The following is a 1,465-nucleotide window of genomic DNA, read 5'->3' as shown; positions in this document are numbered from 1 at the left end:
ATATTGCCACCTTTACCTACACCTCCCGCTGACACCGTGCTGGAAATTTTAGCTCTATCTGCTAGAGTTACAGCATCTTGTGCTTGCACTGTCACATTCCCTGCATTACCTTGTCCTGAAGTTGAGGTAGCAAGATAAGCGCCATCTTTTAGCCAGAGGCTTGCAGCATTGATGTCAATATTACCTCCGTTACCGACACCCCACACTCTGCTGTAGATATCACTATCTGCAATGTCAACAGCATCTCGTACCCGCACTGTCACATTTCCTGCATTCCCTTGTCCATTGGTTGAGGCAGTAAGTCGAGCGTCATCGCTTAACGAGAAGGAACCAGAATCGATAGTAATGTTACCTGCATTGCCAACTGTCCCCGTTTCCACTCCGCTGCGAATCCCACTGGAAGAACCGTTTTTCTCCCCAGCAATATTAACAATACCTGTAACATTCACATTGACATTCCCCGCATCCCCCCGTCCTGCTGGCGCTGTTCCAGATTCTTGTTCAGTAGAGGTTAGCAGTTGAGCGCCATCTTTTAGCCAGAGGCTTGCAGCATTTATATCGATATTGCCACCTTTACCTACACCTCCTGATCCCACCGTGCTGGAAATTTCAGCACTATCTGCTAGAGTTACAGCATCTTGTACCCGCACTGTCACATTCCCTGCATTACCTTGTCCCGATGTTGAGGCACTAAGTTGAGCGCGATCGCCTAACGACAAAGAACCGGAGTCAATAGTAATATTACCCCCATTGCCAAGTGACCCCAAACGCACATCATTAAGAACTAGGCTCTCATCAGCCACTTTGATTGACCCGGTAGCATTAAGCGTAATATCTCCCCCAATTGTTTCGGGTGTCCCCAAACCTTGTCCAATACCACCGCTTAAAATACTTCCTCCTAATATTTCTAGATTCTTGGCATTAATTGCAATATTACCGCCACCAGCGCCTTCCACATATATCGCAGCTTGATTGGTGAGGGATACCGAAGCTCGTGCAACACTATCAGGAAATTTCAAGCTGAGATTATCGCCATCTACGCCCAGCGCTACAGTAGCAGCTTGGGCTAACCCTCCTAACTCAACTCGTCCACCAAAAGCATTTAATCGTCCCCCATCCATGCTGACATTCCCACCCACCAGCAGTAAACTTTTACCATCTGGTACTCGTAAACCAAATGCGTTTAAACCTGCCGGATCTTTTCCTGCAAATGCAACTGAGCTATTTTGAATCCCAGCGTTTTGATTAATCTGATTAAACAGCAATGCTGAAGGATTAATAGTCAACAACGGTGAAGGGATATTTTTCGCAGTAGCGCTAAAAAATCCTCGATTTCCGAATTGCAGTGCATTCGCTGTACTCGCCACAAAGGAACCACCAACATTTAATTGAGCATTCTGACCAAATACAATTCCATTGGGATTAATTAGAAACAGGTTAGCCGTACCCGACGCGCCAATTATCC

1 protein-coding gene is annotated in these 1,465 nt (G+C 46.3%); it reads right to left on the bottom strand.

The features are described from left to right. On the bottom strand, positions 1-1,465 hold a 1,465-nt coding region (locus LC586_RS32850), incomplete at both ends, for a two-partner secretion domain-containing protein (RefSeq protein WP_229489676.1).

It is taken from the genome of Nostoc favosum CHAB5714 (genome assembly GCF_020829495.1).
In the GTDB taxonomy this organism is placed as follows: Bacteria; Cyanobacteriota; Cyanobacteriia; order Cyanobacteriales; family Nostocaceae; genus Nostoc; species Nostoc favosum.
The sequence above is the reverse complement of the archived record's forward strand: the minus strand, read 5'-3'. Positions and strand labels throughout refer to the sequence as shown.